The sequence below is a fragment of the Desulfofundulus sp. TPOSR genome, from assembly GCF_011393055.1.
In the GTDB taxonomy this organism is placed as follows: Bacteria; Bacillota; Desulfotomaculia; order Desulfotomaculales; family Desulfovirgulaceae; genus Desulfofundulus; species Desulfofundulus kuznetsovii.
This window is the reverse complement of the sequence record NZ_JAAOEF010000001.1, coordinates 1460754-1474513: the sequence shown is the minus strand read 5'-3', so window position 1 is coordinate 1474513 and position 13760 is coordinate 1460754. Positions and strand designations below refer to the sequence as shown.

General features: G+C 53.7%; 14 protein-coding genes and 1 tRNA gene. All 15 read right to left on the bottom strand.

Features of this window, described 5'->3' with window-relative positions:
• Nucleotides 1-147 precede the first annotated feature (147 nt).
• The gene (gene scfB / locus G7K71_RS07330; protein ID WP_166344612.1) at nucleotides 148-1503 is read right to left on the bottom strand and encodes a thioether cross-link-forming SCIFF peptide maturase; all 1356 of its coding nucleotides are present in this window, start codon (nucleotides 1501-1503) and stop codon (nucleotides 148-150) included.
• Nucleotides 1504-1554: 51 nt separating this feature from the next.
• Entirely contained in the window at nucleotides 1555-1704 is a 150-nt protein-coding gene (scfA, locus tag G7K71_RS07325) for a six-cysteine ranthipeptide SCIFF (RefSeq protein ID WP_013824488.1), read from the bottom strand.
• Nucleotides 1705-1893: 189 nt separating this feature from the next.
• Nucleotides 1894-2394, bottom strand: coding sequence for a cyclic nucleotide-binding/CBS domain-containing protein (locus tag G7K71_RS07320; RefSeq protein ID WP_166344610.1), 501 nt, complete (start codon nucleotides 2392-2394; stop codon nucleotides 1894-1896).
• Between the two features lie 368 nt (nucleotides 2395-2762).
• Entirely contained in the window at nucleotides 2763-3347 is a 585-nt protein-coding gene (locus G7K71_RS07315) for an acetate uptake transporter (RefSeq protein ID WP_013824490.1), read from the bottom strand.
• Between the two features lie 846 nt (nucleotides 3348-4193).
• Nucleotides 4194-4268, bottom strand: a tRNA-Gly gene (locus tag G7K71_RS07310).
• Nucleotides 4269-4582: 314 nt separating this feature from the next.
• A complete protein-coding gene (locus G7K71_RS07305) occupies nucleotides 4583-5233 on the bottom strand; it encodes a bifunctional 2-polyprenyl-6-hydroxyphenol methylase/3-demethylubiquinol 3-O-methyltransferase UbiG (protein ID WP_166344608.1) in 651 nt (216 codons plus the stop codon).
• A gap of 27 nt (nucleotides 5234-5260) precedes the next feature.
• The gene (locus G7K71_RS07300; protein WP_166344606.1) at nucleotides 5261-6457 is read right to left on the bottom strand and encodes a sulfatase; all 1197 of its coding nucleotides are present in this window, start codon (nucleotides 6455-6457) and stop codon (nucleotides 5261-5263) included.
• Between the two features lie 15 nt (nucleotides 6458-6472).
• A complete protein-coding gene (locus tag G7K71_RS07295; RefSeq protein ID WP_166344604.1) occupies nucleotides 6473-7126 on the bottom strand; it encodes a phosphoadenosine phosphosulfate reductase family protein in 654 nt (217 codons plus the stop codon).
• A 98-nt stretch (nucleotides 7127-7224) separates the two neighbouring features.
• Nucleotides 7225-8235 (bottom strand): GDP-mannose 4,6-dehydratase, encoded by a 1011-nt coding sequence (gmd, locus tag G7K71_RS07290; protein ID WP_166344602.1) that lies wholly within the window; start codon nucleotides 8233-8235, stop codon nucleotides 7225-7227.
• A 13-nt stretch (nucleotides 8236-8248) separates the two neighbouring features.
• Entirely contained in the window at nucleotides 8249-9052 is an 804-nt protein-coding gene (locus tag G7K71_RS07285) for a glycosyltransferase family 2 protein (RefSeq protein WP_166344600.1), read from the bottom strand.
• Between the two features lie 52 nt (nucleotides 9053-9104).
• A complete protein-coding gene (locus G7K71_RS07280; RefSeq protein ID WP_166344598.1) occupies nucleotides 9105-10226 on the bottom strand; it encodes a glycosyltransferase family 4 protein in 1122 nt (373 codons plus the stop codon).
• 11 nt (nucleotides 10227-10237) lie between these two features.
• Nucleotides 10238-10891, bottom strand: a complete 654-nt coding sequence (locus tag G7K71_RS07275) for a glycosyltransferase family protein (RefSeq protein ID WP_166344597.1) — start codon at nucleotides 10889-10891, stop codon at nucleotides 10238-10240.
• A 102-nt stretch (nucleotides 10892-10993) separates the two neighbouring features.
• The gene (locus tag G7K71_RS07270; RefSeq protein ID WP_166344595.1) at nucleotides 10994-11722 is read right to left on the bottom strand and encodes a glycosyltransferase family 2 protein; all 729 of its coding nucleotides are present in this window, start codon (nucleotides 11720-11722) and stop codon (nucleotides 10994-10996) included.
• 120 nt (nucleotides 11723-11842) lie between these two features.
• Nucleotides 11843-12100, bottom strand: a complete 258-nt coding sequence (locus G7K71_RS07265) for a CAP domain-containing protein (protein ID WP_313884905.1) — start codon at nucleotides 12098-12100, stop codon at nucleotides 11843-11845.
• A gap of 57 nt (nucleotides 12101-12157) precedes the next feature.
• Nucleotides 12158-13681 (bottom strand): RNA-guided endonuclease TnpB family protein, encoded by a 1524-nt coding sequence (locus G7K71_RS07260; protein WP_166344593.1) that lies wholly within the window; start codon nucleotides 13679-13681, stop codon nucleotides 12158-12160.
• Nucleotides 13682-13760 lie beyond the last annotated feature (79 nt).

Sequence of the window (13760 nt, the reverse complement as noted above, 5' to 3'; positions counted from 1 at the left end):
TAAGGGCGTTATAACACTATGAATTTTGTCCATTAAAGCCTTTTATGGTCGAAATATGGCAAATTTGCTTTTAATTTCTTTTGTTTTTCAAGTTTATGGCGAAAATTTTAGCCCGGGTTAAACCCGGGCCAGAGGGGGGTCCGTAACTTAAGCATTTTCGCTCGAAAGGGCCGCCTTTAAATACAGGGCGCATTCAATCCTCTTTTTAATCAGGGCACAGGCGATTTCATAGGGGGTAAAGATATTGCCGTGGAAAGCGTGGGCATTGGCATGACAGCCGCCGCTGCAGTAAAAACGGGCCCAGCAGTCCCTGCAGGCATCTTTGTTATACACATGGGCGGCCCGAAACTCTTCCACCAGTTCGGGGCGAACGATCCCCCGCTCCACGTCCCCCATGCAATATTCCGGCCGGCCCACAAACTGGTGGCAGGGATAAAGTTTTCCTTCCGGCGAGACGGCCAGGTATTCCCGCCCGGCCCCGCACCCCGTCAAGCGCTTGGGCAGGCACGGCCCCCCGTCCAGGTCTATGTTAAAGTGAAAGAAGTTTATCCGCTGACCCTTACGGGCGCGGCTGAGTAGTTGCCGGGTTAGTGCTTCATATTCCTCACAGATGAGGGGCACGTCCTGGGGTTGCAGGGCATACTCCTCCTGATAAGGAGCCACTACGGGCTCCACCGAGATGTGTTCAAAGCCCAGGTCGGCCATATGGAGCACGTCCCGGGAAAAATCCAGGTTATGGCGGGTAAAGGTGCCCCGCACATAATATTCACCCCCCGGCCGGGAGGAAACAAAACGGCTGATGTTTTCCAGCACCCGCCCGTAGGAACCCCGGCCGCCGGGAAAGATGCGCATGGCATCGTGGATTTCCTGCCGCCCGTCCAGGCTGAGCACCACCGCCAGATCGTGCTCGTTTAAGTAGCGGCCTACTTCCGGAGTGAGGAGTAAGGCATTGGTGGTCACGGTAAACTTGATTACCTTGCCCAGTTGGGCAGCCCGCTGCCGGCCGTACTCTACAAGAGCCTGCAGGACGGAAAAGTTCAACAGCGGCTCTCCCCCGAAGAAATCAACTTCCACATGGCGCCTGGAACCTGAAGCGGCAAAAAGAAAATCCAGCGCCCGCCGCCCCGTTTCCAAAGGCATCAGTCCGCTGGGGCCGCCGAAGTGACCCTGCCCGGCAAAGCAGTAGCGACAGGCCAGGTTGCAGTCATGGGCCAGGTGCAGGCAAAGGGCCTTGACCACCTCGTTACCCGCCGGTTCATAATGGCCGTCTAAGGGGTCGGGAGAAAACAACAGGCCTTCCCGGACCAGCTCTTCGATTTCCCTAACGGCCTCCTGCACTTCGGACACCGGGTAACAACGGGAGTGCTTGGCTACCAAATCCCGGGGGCTGAGAAGGGGATAATCGTCCAGCAGGTGCCAGGTCAGTTCATCCACCAGGTGTACAGCACCGCTGTTGACATCCAGTACAATGCGGTGATCGTCAAAGATAAACTTGTGGATCATAGCCCTTCCCTCAAGAAAAAAACCTCATCCCGGACGGGATCAGGTTTTCCATTACTTGTCCTCCTTCATGCAGGCCTGGTTGCCCACGGTGCAGGAGGTCTTGCAGGCCGACTGGCAGGAAGTCTGGCATTCCCCGCAGCCCCTGCCCTGAACAGTCTTGGCCAGGGAGGGGCGGCCGATGGTCTTGATGTGCTTGCCCATAAGATCAAATCCGCCTCCTTTTGTTAAGCCTCTTTACATTATACCCTGGTCCAAGCCAGCCAGACAAGATCCTGATGCCTTTAGTTTGGCACCGGATCCACTAACAGGCTGTGTGCCCCGGGCGGACCCAACGCATGGTAAGCCGACGGCTCATCGTGGCGTTTAATACAAAATAGTCTGTGAGGGCCTTTACAGCATCCCGGCGATGTAGTCCAGGAGGTCTATCGCCCTGATGATGCCTACGGCTTTTTTACCTTCGAACACGGGCAGGATATTCACGTTTCTGGTCATCATCAGCTCGATGGCCCTGGTTACGGTATCGTCAGCCTGTACGTAAGCATCGACCAGGGGCCGGATGGCCTGCCCCACTTTGGTCACAGTGAGTTCATTGAGGGGTTCCCTGCGGTAGAAAAAGGCCCAGGACATAGTGAAGAGTTCAGTATTGTCGTAAAGCATGCGGTTTTTCTTAATGGCATTCAAGATGTCCCGGGTAGTAAGAATCCCCACCAGTTGCTCCTCATTCCCTACTTTCTTTGTCCTGCTGAAGACCAGCAGGGAACGATGCTCGTGACCGCTGGCGCGGTAATTCCTTAATACTTTAATCGCGTGTTTTAAGGTATCGGTTTCGTACGCAACCGGATATTCGGATAGCGGTACCATTAACTCCTTAACTTTTTTTGTTTCCGGCATGTGTCTCCCCCCTTTTCATTTTACGTACCCTTTATCGCGTCTTAGCAAAAACATTTGACGGGTCTTTTATATAAATTCCCTTGATTTCACAAGTGACTTTAAAGTATCAAAATAAACATTAATTGTCAAATCAAATTTTTTATAGCCTGTACCTTCCACGCGGAAAAGCTTCCTAAACAGGTATTTACGAAACACGCCAAAGGCAGGAATTTCAGTTTCCACGGCCGGTCTACCGCGCTTTTCTGCTCGTTAATTTTGTGCTTCAACCGCTCCTGCAGGAGCTTACGGATACTGGAGTTAACGCCCATGCCGGGAGCACCAAAAAGGGGCCCGAGCGGGAATTTCCGCTCAGACCCCTGATTCCAGGGTTATTTTCTATGCCCCACCGGTAGCACCACACGCCCGAAAAGTGTATTTAAAATCCCAGCGGCAGAAGCATACCAGGCAGCTAGCGCAGTTACAATCCCCATATAACCGCCCCATGTGTGGGCAACATGAATACCCGCAGCTCCTATATCCAGCAGGATAAAGGTAATAATTAACAAAGTGAATATAATAACCAGAATTCTGTTAGTAGCAAAGCTGCCTATCCACATATAAAATGTAAAGATAGTCCAACCCACAAGGAACAACAGGACGCCCTGCTTAGGGATGGTATAGATTTGCAGGGTTCCAAACAGCTCAAACAAACCAAAGGCTACCCAGAAGGCACCGTAAGAAGAAAAGGCTGTAGCACCGAATACGTTGTTTTTCTTAAATTCCCACATGCCTGCCAGAATTTGAACTGTACCGCCATATGCCAGCGCCAAAGCAATAACGACGGCGACTGCTTCTTTTACAACGAGACCGGCGTTTACCAGGCTGAGGCAAAAGGTGGTAAGGGCAAAACAGGCCAACCCCAGCGGTCCCGGGTCAGCAATTGCTTCTTTAACTTCACAGACTTTGTCAGCCATCGCTTCCTCCCCTCCCTTATCTCCGGCTGCTCAAGCAGAATTTCCGTGCCGCCACTATATTTCCTTAACGCTTCAGCACCTGGTTCTCAGATACACTCTCACCCCCGTTATTGCGGCTTGTAGTGACACCATCCCGCCTTTTGAAGGGAAGACCAGCCTCCCCGCCCGGGCTGATGAAACCCTTGTCGCGGCTGTACAGGCGCTGACGGCCTTTTAAACCACCGGAGGGTTTCCCCGGAGCTGCCGTCATAGCTGTCGCAACCGCACCAGGTTTCCGTGCAACCCTCGGCAGTACTTCTACAGTCCCTGCTTTCATAACTTCTTGGCTTAAACAATAAAGTGAGATATTTCTCAATGTCAAGAAAATTCCGGCTAATTGTATTTTTCGTTAGGCTAAAAAAACAAATTAAAGGATGAATGGCAAATCAGTGTTTTAACAATTATTGGGGTTGTTGAGCCAGCAGTTTGTGAATTATTTCGATATCCCGGAAGACCACTCAGTTCGCTTTGTGAACCAGTCGGCCGTTTGACACTACCGTCTACGGTCATCTCGGCAATGCCACCTAATTACCCAAGGACATTCACTAAGGGGTAGCCTGCGCGGAGCAAGAACCTTGGAGTTTAACCTCGCTGATTGACGCACCCAAGACACGGGGCAGCCGCCGCCGTGTAGAAATAGGCCCGGAAACAGTAGCTGTTTTGAAGCGGCAGAAAAAGACGTTAAACCCGGCATGCAGAAAGAGGCCGCGGCCCTCATAGAGCAGGCTCTGAAAAAATGAATGTTAGCAAAATGTTAACAAAACGACCCTCCCGAATCCGGGAGGGCTTGATTTTGCTACAAAAAATTGGAGCGGGTGACGGGGATCGAACCCGCAGCCCTCAGCTTGGGAAGCTGATGCTCTACCATTGAGCTACACCCGCTTACTTTTTTATTATAGCAATTCCAAAAAAATAGTCAAGGGATCATCGCGGCGAGCTATTTGCGTTGTCAACATTTTTGCCCTCTGGGAAGCTAACACCCATACTAAACATGGACGTTTTCCAAGCCATAGGACAGGGAGATTAACCTAATATTGGGGCAAATGGCTTATAAGGCTTTACGCCTTGGCCAGGTTACCATTTCAAAAGTTTCCCAGGGGGCAACGCATCCCGTCCAATCTAAACAAGGCCCGGAGGCCGTCCGGGCCAGGAGCGGGGCATTTCGCCGGCCAGGCCCGTAGAAATTGGACAGCGCTTTATTTAGCCCCCTTGACGCCAACAATAACGTAAAACCAGGCGCCCTCCCCGGGCAAAAGGGGTTTTACGGCCGGGTCCCGGCCCCGCTTCTCTTCCTCAAGATTCTGCCGGAAAAGTTGCAGGTTCTGGAAATAGCTCCCTACCAGTTCTTGAAATTCCTCCAGGGTGTATTCCCGCACGTGGAAGCTGTTAACCGGGGGATCCTGGGGTCCCCGGCCGGGTGAAATGAGCAGCCGGTTGGGCGTGGAAACCAGGTAAAGGCCCCCCGGCCTTAGCACCCGCCAGGCTTCCCGGACGCAGGCCTCCCCATCGGCAACGTGCTCGATGGTTTCAAAGGAAACCACCACATCAAAGCTCCCGCCGGGGAGAGGGAGGGCGCAGACATCCCCCTGCTGGTAAACAACTCGAGGATGGGCATAATTTTTCCGGGCATACTGGAGGCACTCCTGATCAATATCCACCCCCACCACCTTCATGGCCCGCCCGGCCATCATCCGGCTGCCGTAACCCACCCCGCAGGCCGCATCCAGCACTTCCCGGCGGGCCACGAAAGCCAGGGCAAACTCGTAGCGGGCTAGGTGTTCGGCCATGGTAATCGGGTCACTAAACCCGGGAACCGCCCTTTCACCGCTTATCACGGGATTGCTCATTGGTTGATACTTCCTTTCAGTTCCAATTTAAAACAGGTATATTTTGACCTCTTCAGAAACCAGTAAAGGGTTATGTAAAGGCCCGGGTGAGCTTATGCTCGGGGTACGGGGCCAGAGGTGCAGCTCCTTGCCGCAGATAATCGCTCCCTGGCAAGACAGATCGCTATGGACAGCCCTTTGGGCCACAAAATCCGGTGTGCTTAAAGCATACTGCAGCGGCAACCCGTCTAAAGCCAGGCGGCTGTAATCGAACCCCATTAATTCCAGGACCGTAGGCATAATGTCCACCGTACTCACCGGCACGTCTACCTGCACGCCGGCCGGACCAGTGGAACGGGGCATTTTGACGATCAGGGGCACTTGAATCTGGTCGGGGGTCAAAGTGAGACCGTGGTAAAAGTAGACTCCGTTTTCCCCCAGGGCCTCGCCGTGATCGGCAGTGACAATGACCATCAGTTCATCCCAGAGGTCCATTTCCTTTAATGTCCGGAATAAGTCACCCACAATATGGTCCTGGTACCGGATACCGCAGTCGTAACGGGCCAGGTAAAAACGGACATCATGCTGGTGTTTGACCACACCGTCGGAATCATCGGCCAGCAGCTGGTAACGGGGAATTCCACCGGTCTCCCCTTCATTCACCACCGGCAACAAGAGGGGGCTTTTCCCGTAATCCTCCGGCTTGAAAAAAGTGTTAAAGGGAGCAGGTTGTATATACGGACCGTGCACATCAAAATAGTGTATCCAGACAAAAAACGGTTTGCCGGTGTTGTCTTTTAACCATGCCAGTGCCCGCGCCGTGGTAAGGGGGCCGTCCCGCACCAGTTCATGGGGACGGTTTTCTTCTCCCCTGGTCATCTCGTCGTCGTACAGGACAAAACCTTGGGAAAGCCCCCGGCTGGCGTCCAGAACGGCGCAGCTGACAAAGGCCGCGGTGGACCAGCCCAGGCTCAGTAGGATTTCGGCCAGGGTCACTTCCCGGTCGGGGTCCATTTTTCCATCCCCCTGCCTGTAACCAACTGAATGATGGAGCACATATTTCCCCGTCATAATGGAGGCATGGGCCGGCAAAGTATATGAACAGGGAGAGTAGGCCCGGCGGAAAAGAATGGCTTCCCGGGCCAGCGCATCCAGGTGGGGCGAGGTTTCCCGTTGATAACCGTAGCACCCCAGGTGACTCGCCCGCAGGGTATCAATGGTAATCAGCAGTATGGAAAAGAACATGCAGACTCCTCCCGGTTAAAAATACCCCAGTTGCCTTAAATCGGGCATGGCCCTTTCCTTGGCCGCAGCCCGCCCGTAGCGCTCCGCCTCACCGGGACCGGCCGGGCTGGTGCAGGGCCGGCAGCCCAGGCTGACATATCCCCGGTCATAAAGGGAGCAGTAGGGCAGGTGGTGCAGGCGGATGTAGGCCCAGATATCCTCCCGGGTGAAATGCAGCAGGGGCTGCACGCGGATGTGGTTTTCCCGCGGGGAAATATAATCCTCGCCGGCCCGGGCCGGGTGCTCATCCCGCCGGATGGCGGTGAAAAGGTGGGAGACAAGGTATTTTTCCAGTGCCCGTTTCAAGGGAACGGTCTTCAGCTGGCAACAGCATTGAACCTGGTCCCGGCCAATTTCTTCCGGGGGAATAGCCCCGATGTTATTTTCCCGCACCAGGTTAAACCCCCAGAGACGCTGCATCTTGTCAATAAACCGGTAAATTTCCGGAAACTCTACCCCAGTGTCAATGTTTAACACGGGTATGGCTATCTTCCCGCCCTGAACGGTACGAATCAGGTGAAGCAGCACCAGGGAATCCTTACCGCCGGAAAAGGTCACCATGGCCCCCTTGGCCTGCTCGAGCGCGGCAGCAATGATTTTTTTGGAACGCTCAATTTTTTCCGTGAGCATAAGGTACCTCCTTGGAAAAGCCAGCTCAAATTTTTAGCCTTTTATCATTTTGACCGCAAACACTGCGGGAATAATTACCAAACAGGTTATTTTCCAGGTCACGGTTTCCCCTTTTCCCGAACCGTGTCCTCCGGCACGCCCTGTCGCAGAATCCTTTCCCAGCGGGCCAGATCTGCATCCACCATCATGCGCACCAGATCGGGAAAGGAAACCCGGGGCTCCCAGCCCAGTCTGGACCGGGCTTTGGAATAGTCCCCCTGGAGTAGATCCACTTCTGCCGGGCGGTAAAGGCGGGGGTCCACAACCACGTACCTTTGCCAGTCCAGGCTGGCGTGGCTGAAGGCAATCTCCACTAATTCCCGCACCGGGTGGGTTTCCCCGGTGGCAATCACGTAGTCGTCGGGCTCATCCTGCTGCAGCATCAGCCACATGGCCTGCACGTAATCCCCGGCATAACCCCAATCCCTGCGGCTGTCCAGGTTTCCCAGGCGAAGCTCACCGGCCAGGCCCAGCTTGATGCGGGCCACCCCGTCGCTGACCTTGCGGGTGACAAATTCCAGGCCCCGCCGGGGCGATTCATGGTTAAACAATATACCGCTGCAGGCAAAAAGGCCGTAACTCTCCCGGTAGTTCACGGTGATGTAATGGCCGTAAACCTTGGCCACGCCGTAAGGGCTGCGGGGATAAAAGGGTGTTTTTTCCGATTGGGGCGTTTCCTGTGCCCGGCCGAACATTTCCGAGCTGGAGGCCTGGAAAAAGCGAATGCGCGGGTTTACGGTGCGGATGGCCTCCAGCATGCGGGTAACCCCCAGGGCGCTAACCTGGGCTGTAAGCAACGGCTGCTGCCAGGAAACTCCCACGAAGGACTGGGCGGCCAGGTTGTAAACTTCATCGGGCCGGGCTTCCACCAGGGCGGCAATCAGGGAATTCTGGTCCGTCAAATCGCCGGGGATCAGCCGCAGGTCCCTTTCCAGGTGTTTAATTCTCTCCAGGTTGCCCACACTGGAACGCCGCACCAGCCCGTAAACCCGGTAACCCTTCTCCAGCAAAAACTCGGCCAGGTAAGAGCCGTCCTGGCCCGTAATGCCCGTAATCAATGCCCGTTTCACTTGTCCTCACCCCTTATGCGTCCAGAGGGCGGCAGCAGGCCTGCTCCACGTTCTCCGGGGAAGGTGGATAATGATAGCGCAGGACATCTTTCCATTTGGCCACAAATTTTTCCCTGTTCACGGCCATGTAACGCCGCCATCCCCCGCTGCCGGCTGCGGCGGTTCCGCCGTCGTAATGGATAACCGCAGCCCCCGGAACGTAAAGCACGGCCCACCCCGCCTGACGCAGGCCAAAGCATAGATCGGCATCCTCGTAGTACATGGGAGCATAGCGGGGATCAAAACCTCCCAGACTACGGAAGAGATCTGCCCTTACCATCAGACAGGCCCCAGAACAGTAATCCACCGGGCGGGGGTAATTGTACTTGGGCAGGGCGGGATCGTCGCCCCGGCCGTAGTTCCAGCCGCTGCCGTCCCGCCAGATGATGGAACCGGCCTCCTGCAGCCTCCCGTCGGGATAAAGCAACTTGGCACCCGCCGCCCCCGCCCGCGAATTTTCTTCCAGAGCCGCCACCAGGGCCGTCAGCCAGCCGGGGAGAGGGCGGGTGTCGCTGTTTAAAAAGAGAAGGTATTTGCCCCGGCTCGCCGCCGCCCCTTGATTGCAGGCATGGACAAAACCCAGGTTGGTGGAGTTGGAAATTAAGCGCACCGCACTGCCCAGTGTTTGGAGCCAGGTCGCCGTTTCCCTGTCCGAGTTGTCGTCTACGAGGGTCAGTTCCCAGGGGAAGGTGCGGCTGGTATTCCTCCACAAAGCCTCAAGGCAGCTTTGGATATGTTCCAGCTGGTTGTGTACCGGTATGATTATGGAAACCAGCATGACCGGCCTCACCCCTCGAACTTCTCATTGTTCTGGAGGATTTATTAAGCCCTCAATTTAACAGCAAGCCGTAAATTGCCGGAGCCACCACGGGGAAACTGTAATGACAGCGCACGTGTTCCTGCCCTCCCCGGGAAAGGCGATCCCACAGTGCCTCATCCCGGTAGAGGGCAGCCGCCGCCCGACTGAAGAATACTGGATCATCGGCCACTACCACATTTTCGCCGGCCCGTAGCTCCATTCCCTCAGCACCTATCCTGGTTGTCACCACCGGTAATCCTGCCGCCAGGGCCTCCACTATTTTCGTCTTCAGGCCCGCTCCGTAGCGCACAGGAGCCAGCATAAGGCGGCATTGCTCGAGGTAAGGACGTAATGCCGGCACATAACCGGTTACCTTTATTCCTGCTTTTGACAGAGCCCGTATTTCTTGAGGGGGATTATCGCCCACAATATAGAGATCCACCGCGGGCAGGAGTTTCTGTAAATAGGGCCAGATATGATGAACCAGATAAATTACCGCATCCACATTGGGCTGGTGGAGAAAGTTCCCCACGTATAACAGGCCCTCCCGGCAGGCAAAGGGATTTACCTGCGGCCATGGGTCGGCCAGCACCGGAATAACTGCGGTTTTGGTCCCGGGCACCATACGGGCAATCATTTCTGCTTCCAAAGGGGTTACGGCAATGACCACATCGGCCTGCCGGAAAACATACATTTCCCTCTGCCGGGTGCGGTAGGCCTGCGCCATTAAATCCCGCCGCCCGGTAACCATGGCTTCCCGCCATTCTCTGAGATGGGCCAGATCCACCGTATCCACGGCAATCCTGGTGCGGGGCGAATGGCGGCGGATCACTGGAATGCAAGCCAGAGCGTTGTTTACAAAATGAATGCAGGCCAGATGAAAGGGGATTTCCTGAAGCAACTGGTCCAACCCCACCACCGGGCAGTCCACCTCCCTCTGCCGGCAGATCCGGGCTCCCCTTTCCAGGTAAAACTGAATACCCGCTTCCTCAAAGGCAGGACGGTAAATCTGGTAACGCTCTCCCTGGAGCAAGAGGTAAACCACCCGGTGGCCGGCCTCTGCAAAGGCTTGTAAAATGCGTAAAACACGCCACTCCCGGTTGGGATGGGGAAAAGAAGGTAGCACTCCGTCAATAAACAGCACACTGGCCATCTGTTATCCACCTACCCGCCGGATAATTCCGGGGCATACTCCTTTAAGAAAACCTGCCGCAGGCGGTGATATTCCTCATCCAATTTGCCTGTGCTCTTATGGTAGCACCAGGGTTTACTCTGCCAGGGTACCACTACCCAATAACCCCGGCGGGCAAATTCCATACACTGGGATAAGTCGTAAAAATGAAAGCCATCAATGATATCTTCCCGCCAGGGCACATCGCAACGGGTAACCATAAGCAAACCGTCCACCGCTGCTACCCTCTCGTAAAGACCCGTGGGCTGCTTAAAAAGAAGCGGCCGGGGTGGCTCACCGTGATAGACCATACCGTAAGACACCCCTTCCCACCATATCCCGCTGGGCGGTATCTGCTTACAACCGCACATACCCAAAAGGCCTATCGAGGGGTTGGCCTTAAAAACCTTAAGCACATCCCGACAGAAACGGCGGTTTAAAATAACCACATCATCGTGCAGGTAAACCTTATAGGACGCGCTGCTCCTGCGCATGGCCCGGTTATACGCCGCGGTAATACTGCGCCGGGATGATACCCGCCAGATCTCCATTTTTACATTGCTGCGATCCAGAGCATACAGATATTGCAGGCAGTGGGCATAACGTGCATCATCCCGGCTGCAAATTATAAAAGCAAAGTGTTCCATAAAACCACCACATCCAGGATATGTACGCCTTCCATATGTAATTCTAATTCAGCTGAAGGATAAGGTTGCCATGCAATTGACGCAACGGCTTCAATGTAGCGCTTACCCGCCCCATTTTTCTGCAAAGAGAGCGGCATTTTGGGCCAATACCCGCCCTATGGGAATATCGTTTGCTACAAAGGAACGGTGACCGTAATGGTGGATGAAAACATCCCCGGCCAGGTACAGCTTATAGCCGGCCGCCTGCACCCGGCGGGAGTAATCCACGTCCTCCCACCCGCCGAAGGCAAAGCGCTCATCAAATAGACCTACGCGCTCTACCACTTCCCGCCTGGTCAACAAACAAAATCCCGACAGCCAGTCAGCAGAGTGTTCCCGCCACCTGGCGGGATCAGGGCGGTTAAATTGCCGGGCGAAGGCAAGCATTTGCCCGATATTACTGTAGTTTACAGGTAATTGATTACCTGAACCAGCATAGTTGGAATAAGGGCCGACCAGGCCGATGTCGGGCCGGCTGTGCAGGCAGGCCAGCATGTTGCCCAGCCAGTTCGGTGTGACCACTGTATCGTTATTCAGCAATAAAAGGTTATCTCCCCCGGCCGTTACCAAACCCTGGTTGCACCCGCCGGCAAACCCCCGGTTATACCGGTTCAAGATTACCCGCGCCCCCGGCACCCGCAGCAAAAAAGCAGGAGTACCGTCGGTGGAACCGTTATCCACCAGAACCAGTTCGTAGGGCTGCGGGGTAAACTTCCTTATACTGGCCAGGCACTGCCGGGTGTAACCAAGACCGTTTAGAGTGAGGATGATAATGCTGGTCAGGCCGGGCACGGCAACCATCCTTTCCTGGCATTATTAGACAATATATGCACCTGGTTCCAGGTTGTCACTTTGGAAACAAAAAAAGCCGGGTAGTTTCTTACCCGACCTTTTCTTGTAAGGATGAAAAACTTAACCGGCAAAAAGTTCGGTGATAATCAACCCGTAGGGACTGCCGGAGGCCACACCCACGCCTACCCTGGTAAAATTGGGATTGAGGATGTTGGCCCGGTGGCCCTGGCTCTGCATCAGGGCGTAATGGGCTCTTTCCACCGTGGCGTTACCGGCGATATTTTCGCCCATAAGGCGGTAAGAGACCCCCGCCGCGCGCAACATATCCCCGGGCGAACCATAGGTGGGAGACTGGTGGCTGAAGTAATTGTTGACCACCAGGCACTCAAATAGATATTTAATCGACCATTCTATATTCGAATGGCGATATCATATCTATCGAGTTAACCCTGCTGCTGCCAGCCTACTATCTCCTATCCCCGGAGGGGACTCGGCCTTACTTTTGAACCTGTAAATGAAATCGTAGAGGTTAAGTCTCAGCGGGTTGCACAACTTACACAAAAGAACTTTCAGGCTTAGAGTAAGTCTGCGGAGCTTCGCTCCCACCTTTAAAATGTTCAAAGCGCCGTTCAAATCGGCGTTGAAAACTTTTTTGAGCACATTGTCCCTGTACAGGCCGCGCTCAATTCTTTTACCGGAACACTTAACTTTTATTTCTCCCTGCTTCTCTTTGACTTCGGCGTACTTTCGCTGAATTTCCAAAATATCATCGGAAAGAGAGGAAGCCTTGCTGGTGTAGGACTCCTCTTTTTCTTCCGCTTTCATACCCAGCTCTTCCAGCTTGTACTTCAAAATATTGATCAGCTTACGAAAAGGAATACTCACGAAATTCTGGTTGGTCACTTTTCCTAAGTCTATTCCGTCTTTACTTTCTGTGGCCCCTTTGCCGAGGTAAACTGCTTTGTGGCCGGTTTCGTAAAGGAAATCGGCCAGGACACGGGCTACTTTGTGGAAGTGAGACTCAATCCAGCGGTCGCGGTAGTTGTAAAGGTTGTGGAGGTAGAACTTTAATTTGAGCAGCTCTTTCGACATGGCATTTTTCCGGGGTTCGTCCTCTTCCTGAGCAATTTTGTTGCTCAGCGTATCCATTGCCGACTGCACCGCGGCCTTCTTTTTGTTAAACCAGCAGTTGAAAGACTTGATTTCCCTGCCGGAAATGATCAGGCTTTTTACGTCAGGGTTGGTTGAAATTAGAGAAATTAAATTGTCCATCCCCATGTCGATTCCGGCCAGATGGATAAGTCCGGCCTCCGGTTCTTTGAGTTCCTTTTCGTAAATTACGTCCACCCAAACGTCGGAAAGATGATAGACCAGCCTGACCGAGGATACACTTTCCACGTCCCTGGGGAGTTTTATTTTTATTCTTTTCTTGCCGTTCATGCGCAGGTGCAGAAAAAGTGTATTACCTTCTACTTCAAACACGTTGCTGTTGAATTCTGCCGTGACTTGCGTGAGTTTACCCAGCTTTTTGGGTTTGGGCGGTTGCGGCCGCTCTTTATATTTCCCTGGATTGACGCGATATTCGGCCAGAGATGCCAGAAAACTTTTGTAATCTTTGATAACCTGGCGGATAGTGGTCTGGAGGACGTAGTTGTTGTCTACCCTGGCTTTCTGCTCTTTCATCCTTTGGATCAGTTCCTGTAAGTCCGGATGCTGGATAATCCTTTCGGACGCTTCCCGGAGTGCTTCTTCCTGTTCGGGTTTCTTTTTCGTAGTCTGGTCGGCCAGGAGGGAATAAATGACGCTCTGGTTTAAAATGACCTGCCCAAAAAGAACGTAATACCTGCTCTGGAAGATTAACAACAAATTACGGAACTGAGCCAGGTCGTAGGCGAGTTCCCTCGCCCTTCTTTTTCTTTTGCTGGAAATCCTGATTCTTATTGCCCGCTTGACTTTCATTTAAGTGCTTCCTCCAGACACTTCTTTATTTTCCTCCTGCTGAAATAGAATTTCATGGAAAAGCTGTGGAGTAAAGTGA